Source organism: Pontibacter ruber (assembly GCF_023630205.1).
GTDB classification, from domain to species: domain Bacteria; phylum Bacteroidota; class Bacteroidia; order Cytophagales; family Hymenobacteraceae; genus Pontibacter; species Pontibacter ruber.
This window is the reverse complement of record NZ_JALPRR010000001.1, coordinates 530535-543155: the sequence shown is the minus strand read 5'-3', so window position 1 is coordinate 543155 and position 12621 is coordinate 530535. Positions and strand designations below refer to the sequence as shown.

9 protein-coding genes are annotated in these 12621 nt (G+C 52.1%); 2 read left to right on the top strand and 7 right to left on the bottom strand.

What is annotated here, in order from left to right:
- Window position 1: 1 nt before the first annotated feature.
- Window positions 2-952, top strand: a complete 951-nt coding sequence (locus tag MJ611_RS02260) for a ComEA family DNA-binding protein (RefSeq protein WP_250427758.1) — start codon at window positions 2-4, stop codon at window positions 950-952.
- 713 nt (window positions 953-1665) lie between these two features.
- Here the strand turns inward: MJ611_RS02260 and MJ611_RS02255 are convergent.
- From MJ611_RS02255 to MJ611_RS02225, 7 genes are all read right to left on the bottom strand, one after another.
- The gene (locus MJ611_RS02255) at window positions 1666-2505 is read right to left on the bottom strand and encodes a class I SAM-dependent methyltransferase (protein WP_250427757.1); all 840 of its coding nucleotides are present in this window, start codon (window positions 2503-2505) and stop codon (window positions 1666-1668) included.
- A gap of 68 nt (window positions 2506-2573) precedes the next feature.
- Window positions 2574-3908, bottom strand: coding sequence for a sensor histidine kinase (locus MJ611_RS02250; protein WP_250427756.1), 1335 nt, complete (start codon window positions 3906-3908; stop codon window positions 2574-2576).
- A gap of 1 nt (window position 3909) precedes the next feature.
- Window positions 3910-4584 (bottom strand): response regulator transcription factor, encoded by a 675-nt coding sequence (locus tag MJ611_RS02245; RefSeq protein ID WP_250427754.1) that lies wholly within the window; start codon window positions 4582-4584, stop codon window positions 3910-3912.
- Window positions 4585-4605: 21 nt separating this feature from the next.
- Entirely contained in the window at window positions 4606-5499 is an 894-nt protein-coding gene (locus tag MJ611_RS02240) for a hypothetical protein (protein ID WP_250427752.1), read from the bottom strand.
- Window positions 5500-5557: 58 nt separating this feature from the next.
- Window positions 5558-6454, bottom strand: a complete 897-nt coding sequence (locus MJ611_RS02235) for a hypothetical protein (RefSeq protein WP_250427750.1) — start codon at window positions 6452-6454, stop codon at window positions 5558-5560.
- A gap of 228 nt (window positions 6455-6682) precedes the next feature.
- Window positions 6683-7165, bottom strand: coding sequence for an NUDIX hydrolase (locus MJ611_RS02230; RefSeq protein ID WP_250427748.1), 483 nt, complete (start codon window positions 7163-7165; stop codon window positions 6683-6685).
- Between the two features lie 21 nt (window positions 7166-7186).
- Window positions 7187-8251, bottom strand: coding sequence for an alpha/beta hydrolase family protein (locus MJ611_RS02225; protein ID WP_250427747.1), 1065 nt, complete (start codon window positions 8249-8251; stop codon window positions 7187-7189).
- 352 nt (window positions 8252-8603) lie between these two features.
- On the opposite strand from MJ611_RS02225, the gene MJ611_RS02220 reads away from it, so the two are divergent.
- Window positions 8604-12545 (top strand): AAA domain-containing protein, encoded by a 3942-nt coding sequence (locus MJ611_RS02220; protein WP_250427746.1) that lies wholly within the window; start codon window positions 8604-8606, stop codon window positions 12543-12545.
- Window positions 12546-12621 lie beyond the last annotated feature (76 nt).

Genomic DNA, 12621 nt, shown 5'->3' with positions numbered 1-12621 from the left:
CATGAAAAGGATCAGGCTCTGGATAAGACGCTACTTTGGCTTTTCGCAGCGCGAGGTAAACGGCTTTCTGTGGCTGATAAGTATAATGGTGCTGCTTACGGCAGCACCATTTTTATTTGACCTGTTTTACAAACCAACCAACCCTGATGCTGGTACCGCTGCCGACAAGCAGCTACTGGACAGCCTGGTGGCGCAGCTCGAGGCCAGGCAACCGGAAGAGCGTGGCGGCCGATACAAGGTACCCACCGTAGCGTTGAGGCCTTTCAACCCGAACCAGCTGACGGCAGAACAATGGCAGGCTTTCGGCTTGCCCAGGTACCTGGCACAACGCATTCTCAATTACCGCAGCAAAGTCGGCGACTTTACCTATAAAGCAGAACTGGGCAAGATCTATGGCCTGCCTGATTCGGTCTTTCAGCGGTTGTACCCTTACATCGAATTGCCGGTAGAGCGCCCGGATAAGTATGGCCGAAGCAAAAGTATCGCTGGTACTTCATCAAAGCCATACTCTAACCCGAATTGGAGCAGCCGTCCGCGGGAGAAATTTATACTTGCTCCCTTCAACATCAACACCGCCGATACTACTCAACTTAAGCAGATTCGGGGCATTGGCAGCAAACTTTCGGCAAGAATTGTGAAGTATAGAAACAGCTTGGGCGGTTTCCATAGTATGGCGCAGGTAGGAGAGGTGTACGGCCTGCAGCCGGAGGTGGTGGATAGCCTGCACAAGTATACGTTTGTTCCCAAAACCAACACCCTGCAACAACTAAGTATAAACACGGCTACAGCCGATCAGCTTCGGGCACACCCTTACATTTCTTCTAACGTAGCGCGGGCGATCGTGGCATACCGGGAGCAGCATGGACCTTACCAGCACCTGGAAGAGGTGCGAAAGGTAAAGCTGGTCACACAGGAGTTGTTTGAGAAGATCAGGCCTTATCTGGTATTGTAGTCTGGGTTATGCTTTCATAGTGATCCAACCACCCCTTACTCCTCAGAGCTTCGCTCGCTAGCTTCGAACTCGCATTCTCGCTAGTCTACGGCGGGAATTCGGTCTTTGCTATACTTGGAAGTATAAGTTTCATAGCTACTGCAGTTCATCCCCCAATCACCTTCAAAGGGGACTTTTTCTGCTTCTGCTATCTTTAATGTCATCCTGAAAGGATCTTGTGGGCTGGGAGGTTAAGCCTTTGCTTTAACACACCCCTGCCCCTCTCAAGAGGGGAATCTCTGCTTTTCCTACTTCCCAAGTAGAAGTTTTATGGCTGCAGGTATAGCACGGACAGGTCACGACCTGTCCCTACAATGGGTTCTAGTTGCATAGCCGCTTACGAAGCAGTGTCGTTTCCAGTCCTTGGGTTGAGCGCCTTCTATTGTTGCGGTGCCCGCAAGGGCAGCCTACAGGCGGAGCCGATGGCAGCTTCAATAGACAGCGCGATGCCCGAGGACGAGGCCCCGCGGCCCTGAGCGCACCAATAGAGACTATGAAAGTAAAGACAAGTATGACTGAGGAATACAAGCAGCTACGAAGCAATATGCTTGCCGGCAAAAAGTATAAAATGCAGCTATAGAACTTAAACGCGTTAGTTGCAGTGTTAGGAATCATGCGACTGCAACAAAAGCGGCTATGTTAATCCTGCAAGGTATAGCCGCTTTTGTCTTATGTCAGGAAGTATAAGCCTTGGCCTGGATGAAGGTATAAAAGAACACGGCATTCGGGCTTTTTGCTACGACCTGCATTTCCTCCTTTACTTTATCGGCCAGTTCGGCATCTACGTAGCCGGCTTCCAGTAGCTGGGGTAAACCGCTCAGGAGTAGTTCAGTCCAATAGGCAATCATTTCGGCACGCTTGGCGGGGTTGCGATTATCGAGGTGATAGGTCTTGGTCTCGGTGGTGATGCGCTGGTAGCCTACCGACTGCAGCAGGTTGCCTAGCTTGGCGCCTACAAACGGGTCGCCGCCCATGTCGTACTGCAGGTCGTTGAAGCGCATCCAATACTGCAGCACACTCGGGGAATAAGGCTCTACAAAAAAGCTGGAATTGAGCACCTCCGTGATCACGACCGGACTGCCTGGCCGCAGCACCCGCCGTACTTCCGACAGCACACGCGATGGGTCCGGTATGTGCTCCAGCACCCAACAGAGAAAAGCACCGTCGAACTGCGATCCGGAAGCAAACTCCATGTCCATGGCATTGCCCTGCAACAGCTCATAACGGTCTTTAGCATAGGCAACAGTAGACAGGAAAGCCCTGGCCTGCTCGATCTGTTTTTCAGAGTAGTCGAGCCCCGTAAGGTAAATATGCGGGAAGCGGCGCAGCAGAATTTCGGACTGGGCTCCTACACCACACCCTACTTCCAGCAATTTATTGACTGTGGAGAAATCAATATCGGAGTATATTTTATTCTCCATGAAGCGGGCTTGCTTGTAGAGGCGCTGCTGCTCTTCGCTGGAGTAACCGTGCAGGTACTTTTCTTCGGATTGCTCTTTTGATGATGAGGTCATAGTAGCTGAATCAAGAAATAAAATCGATCAAACTACTAATACGTGCTCAGCCGTGAAAGAGGCGTGCGTTAGCTGGCTATTACTGCCTCCGCTTTCGGGAACAGAAACGTGAAAGTGGTACCCTCACCCGGAGTAGAAAGCACTTTCAGCTTTATCCTGTGGAATTGCGCTACGGTTTGCACAATGGAAAGGCCCAGCCCATGGCTCTCGCCATCGGGTGCGTGCAGGCGCTTGAAGCGGTTGAACAGATTGGGGATCTGCTCGGCATCTATACCAATACCGGTGTCTTTTACCTTAAGCGCATACCCTTTGCCGTTTACATGCCCCTCAATCGTTACCTTGCCGTCGGGCTTGTTATACTTGATGGCGTTGTTCACCACGTTGAACAGCATGGTGAACAGCAAAGTATAGTTAGCCTGCGGCAGAATCCAGTCCTCACTGATGTTGACCTCCAGACCTACCTGCTTTACTTCTGCCCGCTCGGCAATTTCTTCTGCAACCTCATCTGCCAGTATTTTCAGGTCTACCGATTCGTTCTTCAGATACTGTTCGTTCTCGATGCGGGAGATGAGCAGCAGCGTCTGGATGATACTTTTCATCCGATGCAGTGTTTTCTGATTCTCCACCATCTTAATCAGTATATGCTCCGGCAGTTCCGGATCGGTAAGCAGGTTCTCGAGCCTTGTCTGCAAAATAGAGATGGGGGTGAGCAGCTCGTGCGAAACATTGCCGATGAACTCTTTTTCTTTCAGGAAAGCAGCCTGGATCTGGCCCATCATGTTGTTGATGGTATTGTTGAGGTATAAAAAGTCGGATGTGGTAGTTTGCAGTTGCTGCGGTTTGAAAGCGCCCGGGTGCCCGATGCGCTGCAGCCTTCGGATAATGAGCATAAGCGGGCGCAGCAAAATTTTGCTGAAGGTCAGGTCAATGAACACCGTGATCAGCACCACTGCCACCAGGAAGTATAACGCATACTGCTGAAGCGTATCGGTGTTCTCGCCGATGGTGGCAAGGCTGCGGCCTATTTCCATCAGGTAAAAGTTACCTTCTACTTCAAACGTAAGGCTCAACACGCGGTACTCCACCACTTCGCCTTCTACCTTGCGCAGGCTGTTCTCGATAGTATCCACAGCAACCGCTTCCGGTATCTGTTCCAGCGAGATAAACTCCTCCTTCAGCAGGTTATAGCTGCCGTAAGCCCCGTTGTCCTCCTCCGAAATAAAGCTTTCGATGCCCTGCTCTTCGATAATGCGCAGCACCTGCTCTCTTTTCTGGATCAGGCGATCGTCGGTGTTGTGCAACGCCACCCGGTGCACCAAAGGCGGGATCACCAATACCAGCAACAGCAGCACAACAGCTTTAGAGGCCGCACTGAACAGAGTAAGTTTGGATTGAAGCCGCATGTTATACTGTCAGTCGGTACCCCACGCCCCGAACCGTTTCCAGCCACTCGATGGTGCTGTGGGCCGACAGCTTTTTGCGCAGATTCTTGATGTGCACATCGATGTAATTGGAGTCGTAATCGTCTTCCAGGATGTTGCCCCAGATGTGCTCTGTCAGCTGCAGCCTGGTCAGGATGCGGTTTTTGTGCAGGAGCAGGTAATGGAGCAGGTCATACTCCTTTTTGGTAAGCGTGATCTCCTGGCCCTGGTAGCTGAGCCGGCGATCCGCGCTATCCAGCTCGAAGCCATGAAACGCAAGGACGGAAGACTTTACTTTAAACTTCCGGCGCAGCACGGCCTGCATGCGGGCCTGCAGCTCCAGCAGGGAGAACGGCTTTGGCAGGTAATCGTCAGCGCCAAGATCCAAACCCTGCACGCGGTCTTCCAGGGAGCCGCGCGCTGTTAGTATGATGATGGCCGGTTCGTGGTCCAGTTGTTTTGCTTCCTGCAGCAGGTCCAGCCCGTTGTAGTCGGGCAGCCCCAGGTCCAGAAGTATAAAATCGTACAGGTTAACGGCTATTTTCTCTGAGGCATCTTGCCCGTTTGGGGCCCAGTCGCAACGGTAACGCTCCTGCTTCAGAAAATGCATCAGCTCCGTGGCGAGGCTGGCCTCGTCTTCTACCACCAGTACATGCATATTTTGCTTCCTAAGTATAAATTAAAAAGTATAGTTTGCCTTGATGCTGTAAAACGACTGCGCCTTCGACTCGTCGCCCTCCAGCAGGTTTACCGGTATGGAATAACGCCAGGACGGTTCCACCTCAAAATTACCAAAATTCACCACCACAGGCACCAGGAAATCATAGTTCAGGATTCTGAATTTGTGTGTTGTGGTAGTTGTGGTGGTGCTGCCGTTTTTGCCGTTTCCGGGGCGCAGCGGATCCAGTACGCCTCCAAAACCCGGTTTTTTCTCAACGGTATAGGTCTCCGAAAATTCCTGCGTGCCTGCTGTTATACTTACTTTGGGGTCAAGGCCAATGGCGCGCTTTCCGTTCCACAGCGGGTTAAGCGCAATGTAGCGCGAGTTATCCAATACCACAAACAAATCGCTGCTGCCCCCGAAAAAGTAGCTGGTTGTTAAGGCCGTGTACAGGTATTTCCAGTCTACTTCGGTTTTGGCGGTCAAGGCATTGTTGGTAACGGATTTAAGCAGTGGTGAATTTTCGCTGAAGAAGAAATGAGAGTAAAGTATATTTCCTTTCCCCCGTTTGCCGATCAGGTAAGTATAACCTACCGATACATCGGTCTCATCTATAAAGTCTTCGGTGTCGAATAACTGGTACGAGGTGGCGGATGCCCACAGGCCGCTTTGGTGCAGGTAGGTAAGCGAAGTGGAAGCATACGGGTACCGTTGTGCGGTGCTACGCCCGTAAAACGACGAATTATTTGCTACTTCCAACTCTGCTGTCCACCAACCTTTTTTGGTAACAGAATCAGCAGAGGCCGGGGCGTCGGGGGCAGTTACAGCTGCAGTAGCAACTGTGGCTGTTGCCAGGCCCGGTGCCATCAGCACCAGGCCCAGCAGTATCCATAAACTGAATGTCTGTTTCATATATGATAAATTATCCGGCCACTGGCAAAGCAGCAGCCGGATAACTGTAAATTCTAAATTATTGCTTGCCTACTTTCACACCGGCGCCAACTTTAACGGCAGTGTTTACTTTAACCGGGCGGGTAGCACCACCGGCAGCCTTCAATACACGGGCCGGGCGACCTGCGCCTGTTGGGCGTCCGGCACTTACACGGGCAGCACCGGTTACTCTGGTAGCTGATGTGGTAGTAGCTTTACCATCTACTTTTGCAGGTTTTTCCTGACGCTTGGCAGTAGCCACTTCTTTTACGCCCTGGGTCTGGGCAGCTGTCTGTGCTTCGACGTTCTGCGCTACTTCTGCCACTGCCTGGCCGTGGGTTTCCTGCTTGGTTTTGGTTTCTTTCGGTGCCCTGGCTTTCTTATCTTTGGCAGGTTTGTCCTGCTTCTTTTCAGGGGCTATTTGTACTTCAGGAGTTTCAGCAGCAACTTCGGTAGCGCTTTCGGTCACCACTTCGGCAGAGTGTTTTCCGTTGCTGGTAGCAACCTCTTTCACCAGTTCGCCACGGGTAGTGGCAGAAGCTTCCGTAGAATGTGCTGCTTCTACTACAGCCTTGCCGTGGTTTTCCTGCTGTGCTTTAATGCTCTCAGATTCTTCTTTTGTTTCTTTAGCAGCCTTTCTTGATTTCGGTGCTACTTCCTGCTGCTCTTTTTCCTTTCTAGCTTCTGCTTCAGATGCTTTGGCCTTAGCATTAGCTTTTCCGTTGGCGGCAGCTTCGCTTACCACTGCGCCTTTACCAGCTGTTTCAGCAGTAGCAGTGCTGGAGGTCTGTGCTGCTGTGCTCACAGATTTGCCGTGCTCGTTAGCCGATACCTCTGTAGAAGCTTTTGTATTAGTTTTTACCTGAGTAGAAGTTGTCTGGGCGAAGGTAGCGGCTGTGCTCAGCAAAGCGGCCACCAGGAAAGTTAACTTTTTCATATTATCGGTTCGTTTTTTATAGTTTATGAGCCAAAACTATAATGTCAAGATGAAGAGAAAATGAAGAATCGCTTTTCTTGAAAAAAAGTTTAAAATATTTTTCTGAAGGGGCAAGTTAAACTTAAGGAATGAGTAATACCCTGTTCAAATCTCATACTTAGCCAGAAAGATGGGGATGGGAAAAACAAAAGAAGTATACCTTCAATGTACGGCGTGAAGCGGCTGGGTTTACTGTTGAAGTGCTGCAATGCGTTCTTCCGCTTTTTCCAGAACCTGGCGCTCGCTTTTGAATGACAGCATGGCTTTGGCCTCAGTAATGGGTACCCATCGTGCCTCGTTTACTTCCCAATCGTGTTTGCTGATGTCGCCGGAACGGTAGGAGAGCAGAAAGAAGTGCACGAATTTATGAAACCGCACCCGCTGCGCGTCCTGTTTGCCAAAATACCAGTACTCGATGGTATTCAGCTTTTCAATTAGCTCTGCTACGATGCCAGCTTCTTCGCGTACTTCCCGCACCGCGGTTGCTTCCGGGGTCTCGCCCGGGTCAACGATGCCTTTCGGCAGCTGCCACCTGGCCTCAGGCCCAACAGAAATAAGCGCTACTTCAACGGATGTTCCGGTATGCCTGAAAGCAACACCGCCAGATGATACCTGTTGCACGGTGGCAGGCTTGGGGTGATCAGGAGCGGAAGCAGGTTGCTTTTTAGGCATAGCTTAGGTATAAAAAGCCAATCATTGTTGTGCCTGCTGTTTTACTGGCGCTTGCTTTTGCTGTTTGCTAAGCCACAGCAGGCTGGGGTTATAAGCCATGTCATGCACGCCCTCGTACAGCACCAGCCTCACTTTATCAGACTCCCGACGGAAAAGCACAGGAGGATCATCAGGTCCAAAGTATAAACTGTCTTCCGTGGCGCCTCTCAAGCCGGGAGGTATCTTTTGTTCTTTATCGATGTAATCCATTTCCTCCTGCGTGAATCGGTCTTCCGGGTTGGCAAGCAGGTTAAAGGCGCGCATAGAATGGTTCGGTGGCACGAGTACGTCGATGGTGCCATGTGCCAGAAACAAAGGCACTCCTTTGGCGTTGCTCAGGTAAGTACTCGGGCTGCGGCGTTTGGCTTCTTCGGCTGCCGGGGTGCCCGGCAGCGGTTCGCCTCCGCAGGCAGCCACTATATGGCGGTTGTAGTCGCGGTGCGGATAGTTCTGGCTGAAGGCGTACCAGTCTACCAGGTCGAAAACGGGAACCCAGGCCACCACACCAGCCCAGATCTCGGGATGTTTGCCTGCTGCTACCAGTGCCGTCATGGCGCCACCCGAAGAGCCGACAATGTAGATGCGTGAAGTATCGATGTCTGCAGTCTTCTTGGCATAATCTACGGCATCTACAATATCCTGAATGGCCACATCGGAAGCCACGGCTTCCGGGTCATCGAACTTGCCGCGGTAGTTCGGCTGGATAAATACCCAATCGTATTCCTTGGCCCAAAGCGCGTAGGGGATGCTTACTACCTGCAGGTATTCGCTGCTCCAGCTGTGCAAAACTACCAGCAGTGGTTTCATTCTGTACGAATCAGAATTATACATCAGAGCGGGCTGCTGTTTGCCATCTGCCGTGGAGGTGATTTGTACCTGCTCTACTTCAGGCACTTTTTTATGCCATATAGCTATACTTTCGTCAGCAACTTTGCCAGGGTACTTTTTAGTGGTACTGTATTCCTGCATGCGCTTTATCCTTTTATGCTCTTTGCTGTAGCAAGAGCTCAGCAGCAAGCCTATCAGGAGGCACAGCAGCAAGTGCATGCTTTTATGGGGTATGAGTAATTTAAAGTTAAGGAGATACATGATACGCTTAGGTATAGTATAGTCTAAAACTCAATATGTAGTCAAATGTTGCATAACACACTACATAAGAAAGAAGATGCATTGAAAATTTATGTTGCTCCGTTCCGGCTTTAAAGGTAAGCGATCCGAAGGAGAAGCCTGGTGTTTTTACCCATCATTCCTGTAAAGAAAAAGGCTGATCTGTTCGCTTCATTAATGGGGCTGCGCTGCTTCCTGCCCTGCTTTCCTTCCATCTCAGCACAAATACTGCTAACTTGCTGGTGCTGCTATAGATTAACGATGCCTTTTTATCGTTACTCATTACTGAACCATGAAAAGCATTCTCAAAAGTTACCAACGCAGGCTCCTGAATCTCAGCTCCAATAACCGGGCGCTGCTGTTGCTGCGTTTGTACAAAGAGATGCACCTGGATGTTCAGGAGCTTGATTTCTTGATCAACTCTCCCGCCTTCAGTATTGTGCAGCACCTGATCGCCGGCAAAAAGCGCATCATCATCAGCCCCTATGCCGACAGTCGCTACGCCCCGGTAGCTCCGGTAAGCCGCAGGTTGCGCCAGATCCGGCGGCGGGAAGACATGATTTTTGAGGAGCGGGGCAGCCGGGAACTGTATGTAGGCTGGCCTTTTGTGCACGGCAAATTTCCGGACGGAACGGTGGTGCGCAGTCCCTTGCTCTTTTTCCCGGTTCGGCTGCAGGTAAATGCGGCACAGGAGTGGGAGCTGGAAACAGATACCTCGCAGGCGCCGCACTTTAACCAGAGCTTTTTACTGGCCTATGCGCATTATACCGGTACCGGGCTGGCAGAGCCGCTCATGGACCTGGACCTGACGACACTTCCCAAAGACCCGCTGGCGTTCCGGACGGCTATTTACGAATTGCTGAAAGAGAACCAATTGCAGGTACATGCCGGGCGCGAGTTTTTTGCCGACCGGCTGAAGAACTTCCGTGATGTTAAGCGTGCCGAGTTTGAAGAGGACCTGAAGCCAGGGCAACTATACCTGGAGCAGGAGGCTGTACTTGGTATTTTTGCACAGGCGGCTTCTTTCCTGTTGGCTGACTATGACGAGCTGCTCGGACGCGAGAACCTGAACGGAATGGAAGATCTTTTCGAGCATACTTCCTCCGATGCACCAACTGCCAATGCCCAGGCGCAGCAGACGTTCACGGCTTTTCCAATCGACGCCTCACAGGAAGCTGCACTGCGGCAGGTGAAGCAGGGAAAGTCGCTGGTGGTGCAGGGGCCGCCGGGCACGGGTAAATCGCAGCTCATCTGCAACCTGGTATCGGACTTTACGGCACGGGGTAAGAAGGTATTGGTCGTAAGCCAGAAGCGGGCTGCGCTGGATGTGGTTCATCAGCGTCTGTCTTCGCTGGGGCTGGGTACGTTTACCGCTTTGGTACACGACATCCATGCTGACCGTAGGGCTATTTACACACAGCTGCAGCGCCAGATAGAACAGGTGGAGGAGTACCGCCGCCAGAACCTGGCGCTTGACAGCATCTATACTGATCGTACGTTCCTGGAAGTATGCCGCGGCATTAACAGGTGCACCCAAAAGCTGGAGGCATTCAAGCACGCCCTCTTTGATACGAGCCGCTGCGGCTGGTCGCCAAAAGAACTCTACCTGCAGAGCAGCCTTGCGCAGCCGCACCTTGCGCTGCCGCCCACCTTCAGGCATTTTACAGCCGCTACCATACCCGATTTTCTGCCCCGCCTGCGGCAATACCTGCAGCTGGCCGTGGTGGCCACGCAGGAAGCTTTTCTGCTGAAAGACAGGCGCAGCTTTAAGGGCTGGGGCTGGCCCGAACGGCAGCAACTGCAGCAAACCATCATACATGCCCCGGAGCAGTACAAGCAACTACAGCAAAGTATAAGTGCGCTGAGTGGCTATACTTTTCATCCGGATAATTTGCCCCGCTACACTGCTGCACAGCCAACCTTAGAAGCGTTGCAGGCACATTTGCAGCAGCAGGATGTGATGGCAACCTTTTTGAAACTGCAGCAGACCCACGCAAAACCGGAAGAACTTAAGGCACAGCTAAAGCAACTGCGCGAGTTGTACCTGGTATGTCCTTCGCCGGACGCAACTTTGCCGGCAGCCATGTTACCGGAAGTAGAAACGGCATTGGCTGCCTACGAGCAGCAGCGCGGGCAACTGCTTAAAAGTATAAGCTGGGCTTTTTCACCGGAAAAGAAAACACTGAAGCAGGCGCTGGCGCTGTACAACTGGGAGCTGAACGAAATAGACGTAGCCAGGCTGCAACGTCGCCTGGAACTGCGGCAGCAGACAGAAAAGCTCATGCAGCAAGTCAATCAAAGCACCGGCTATGCGCTGAAGATAGAAGACCTGCCCACACCTATTCTCCATAAACTGGATGTAGCAGAAGAGGCGCTGAAAGCGCAGGAACTGCTGGCAAAACTGCACCAGAACAAGGTGCTAAGCGAGAAGCTGTTGTCTACGACCAGCCTGCCGGAGCACCTGAACGCGCTTTCCCAAAGTATAAATACCTTCCGGGCCAAGTATAGTAACTGGCTGCAATGGATGCCGGAAGCGCAGCTGCAGCGGGTGGTGGCTGAGCCGGCACACTGCGATGCGTTGCTGGCCGAACTGCAGCAGCATTTCGAACCACTGGTAGCCCACGATACGCTGTACAGTTCTTTTACAGAGGCCGAGCGCGAGATGGCGGCGGCACTGCTCACAGGAAAGCTCGAAGAGGCTGATGAGGTGGAAAAGCTTTTTTTGAACAGCCTTTACCTGGCCTGGTTGCACGAACTGGAGCAACAGCACCCCGAACTGCGCATGCCCTCCAGCGGCGAACTGGAAACGCTGGAAAAAGAGCTCCAACGCCTGCTACTCGAGAAGAACAGATTAAGCCAGGAAATCGTGCTGTCGCAATTGCGGGAACAAACATACCGGCACCTGGAGTATAACCGGCTTGGCAATGCTGTTACTTACCGCCGTCTGCACGCGCAGGTAGTGAAAAAGCGCAGCCTGTACCCGATCCGCAAGTTGTTTTCGCAATTCTCTGACGAGATATTAGACCTGGTGCCTTGCTGGCTCGCTTCTCCTGAAACCGTATCGGCGGTAACGCCGCTGCAGCAGTGCTTCGATTTGGTTATTTTTGACGAGGCTTCCCAGACTTTTGCCGAAACCGGTATACCATCCGTGGTGCGCGGCAAACAGGTGGTGGTAGCCGGCGACGAGCAACAGCTGCAACCCTCGGACCTGTACCGGGCGCGTTGGAACCCGGAGGATGAAGAGGCAGAAGAACTGATCGCGGAATCGTTGCTACGCTTGTGCAGTTTATACTTGCCACAGACCATGCTCCTTCAGCATTACCGCAGCCGCTACCCCGAACTTATCGATTTCTCGAACCGCCATTTTTACCACCAAAAGCTGGAACTGATACCAGACCGGCAGGACGTGAATGCCTCTAAACCGGCTATCGCTTACAGGCAGGTGCAGGGCCTGTGGCAGGACAACACCAACGCGCCGGAGGCCGAAGCCGTCGTAAATCTGGTGCTGGATCTGCTGAAGGCGGGGCAGGCGGATGTGGGCGTGATCACGTTCAACTATCCGCAGCAAATGCTGGTGCAGGACCTGCTCGAAGAAGCGGCCCAGCAGCAAAGTATAAACCTGCCCTCGTCGCTCATCATCAAGAACATTGAAAACATGCAGGGCGATGAGAAGGAGGTGATCATACTTTCCGTAGGGTACGCACCAGATAGAAAGGGGCGGTTTGCCATGCAGTTTGGCAGCCTGAGCCAGGCCGGAGGCGAGAACCGCCTGAATGTGGCCATTACCCGTGCCAAGCTGCAGGTGATCGTAGTAAGCAGCATCTCGCCGGAAGAGCTGCAGGTTGAACAAGCGCTGCATGCAGGGCCGAAACTACTGAAAGCCTACCTGAGTTTTGCCCGGCAGGTAAGCAAAGGCGAGTTTACCTTTACGCCGAAGCAAGGCTTTATCCCTAAAGGCATCAGACTCTTAAAAAATACCCTGGAAGAGCAGGACGAGAACCTGAAACAGAAAGTACCTTTTGCCGACCTGACGGTGGTAGAGCAGGGTAAGTATAAAGGCGTGGTGCTGACCGACGATGACCTGTACTACAGCCAGCTCTCCGTAAACCATAGTCATGCCGATGTGCCGCAACTGCTGCAAAGCCGCCACTGGCCATACCTGAAAGTATACAGCCGTCAGTTCTGGGAGAATAAGGAAGCGGTGCTGGGGAAAGTTAGAGCGTTTAGGAGTTAGAGAGGTAGAAAGTTGGAGAGGGGAGGAGGATACAAAACTATACTTTGTAGGGTAAGTATAAAGACTGCCAAAATCA